The organism is Bilophila sp. 4_1_30, from assembly GCF_000224655.1.
GTDB classification, from domain to species: domain Bacteria; phylum Desulfobacterota; class Desulfovibrionia; order Desulfovibrionales; family Desulfovibrionaceae; genus Bilophila; species Bilophila wadsworthia.
Genome location: NZ_JH114231.1, coordinates 637,337 through 639,295 on the forward strand (window position 1 = coordinate 637,337; position 1,959 = coordinate 639,295).

A 1,959-nucleotide genomic window follows, 5' to 3' on the forward strand; every position below is an offset into this window, starting at 1 on the left:
GGGTAAAAAAGGATCCCGGGGCGAGATGGCGACCGGCCCGGAAGCGGGCCTCACGGAAACGTGCCGGGGAGGGAGGCCGCCGAAAACGGCCCCGCATCTCCTGTACAAGACTAGTTCACGCCGCAAATGGACGCGAGCAGAGCCATGCGCAGTGGGATGCTGAACCCGATCTGCTTGAAATACAGTTCGAATTCGCTCTTATCGAGGCTCTGTTCGAACTCGAAGTCGTTGCGCGGCAGGGAATGCATGATACCGACCACGCGCCCGGTCTTCTTCTTGATGTATTCGAGATCGTTGAGGTACAGATAATGGTTGGCGACCTTCCGCATGAAGTCCTCGCGGTTGGGGTCTTCCTTCTTCAGGGAGCTGCCGGGCAGGTACAGCAGATCGGCCTTGGTCATGAGCTCGACATTTTCGTCGTGCGTCAGATCGAAATGTTCCTCAAAGCTCGCGCCCATGCTCTTCAGCTTGTCGATCAGGACCTGCGGGGTCCGCAGCCCGCTTGAGCCGGTGTAGATGATGTGAGCACCCATGCGGGCCGCGCCGAGGGCGAAGGATTGCCCGGAACGTGCGCGGGACAGGTCGGGCGTGGAAATGATGATGCGCATGTCCTCAAAGGGCTTCTTCAGGGCGCGCAGGGCGGTGTACATGTCCAGCAGGCCCTGCGTGGGATGGGTCACGTGCCCGTAGCCGCCGGAAATGATCGGGCAAGCATCCGAACCGAGGCGTTCCAGCGTGGACAGAACCTGTTCGCTGTCCCCGTGGCGCAGCACCAGCACATCGGCGTACTGGGAGATAACCCGGATGCCGTCGTACAGGGATTCATTCTTCGCCATCGCGGAATGGCCCATCGGATCAGTCTCGGTGATCACGCGCCCCCCGAGGCGGTGCATGGCGACCTCGTGGCTGCACCGGGTACGCGTGCTCGGCTGGAAAAACAGTGTATACAGGAGCTTGTTGGCAAGCAGCGGAATCTGGTTCTTGGAGTACGGCTCCAGCAGTTCGGCGGCCTTGAAGAGATGCCCGAGCTCTTCCTTGCTGTAGTCGTCGAGGAAGGTCAGGTTTTTGCCCTTCATGTTGGCGGCTTCAAGTTCGTCACGAAGGTCCAGCGGCTTGAGGCTTGCGGAAATGGTCATGATAACGCTCCATTGTATGACGGCGGTGTTGTGGGGGAGGCGGCCCGCCGCCGGAAACGCCGCGGGCCTCCGGCATCAAATCTCCGCGTCGCGGTGGCAATCCTTGGAGTAGATGTAGGAAAGGCGGGTGAGGCCCACGCCGTAGCAGCACTGTTTGCAGTACGCGCCCATCCATATGAAATCTTCAGCCTTGACCGGAACCCAGTCGTCGTTCAGCAGGTACAGGCCCTCCCCTTCGTACAGGTACGCGCCGTGCTCCTGCACGTGCGTTTCCACGAAAGGATGGCAGCCGCCGGGCGCGAAGGACAGGATGTGCATGTTCATGTCGAAACGTTCGTCCACGGGCAGCAGATCGCGCACGAACACGTTTTCCATGTTGTCGTAGATGCGTTCTTCGATGTCGTTGGTATTGCCGAACACGGCGTAGGGTTGCATCGCGGGATCGGGATGCGGGATGTAGCGCTGCTTGTAGAGCAGGAAGCGCAGGGGCTTGTCCGTCTCGTTACGGAAGGAGATGCCCACCCCGGCGGGCGCGTAGGCATAGCCGCCCTGCGGCATGACTTCGGTGCGTCCGCCTACAGTGACGGTCAGCGAGCCTTCACCGTCAAGCACGTAGATAAAGGTTTCGATCAGGCCGGACGCGCCGTAGGGCATGGTGGTCCCGCCGCCGGGCAGGGCCGTGCCGATGTGCTGGACGAAGCCAGCGCCCATTTTAGGGGTGCACAGGATGGTCATCCGGCAGCCTTCGATGCCGGGGATCACGTTGAACACACGGCCTTCCGGAGGGATGATCGCATACATGCCCGGCTTCACCACGGCTCTG

The 1,959-nt window shown here is 61.1% G+C and carries 2 protein-coding genes; both read right to left on the reverse strand.

All coding sequences use genetic code 11. From position 1 onward, the window contains the following. Positions 1-110: 110 nt before the first annotated feature. Positions 111-1,136, reverse strand: a complete 1,026-nt coding sequence (locus tag HMPREF0178_RS03010) for an aspartate carbamoyltransferase (protein WP_009378955.1) — start codon at positions 1,134-1,136, stop codon at positions 111-113. A gap of 75 nt (positions 1,137-1,211) precedes the next feature. Then, positions 1,212-1,959 (reverse strand): (S)-ureidoglycine aminohydrolase (gene allE, locus HMPREF0178_RS03015; RefSeq protein WP_009378956.1); only part of this gene is annotated, 748 nt, incomplete at its 5' end.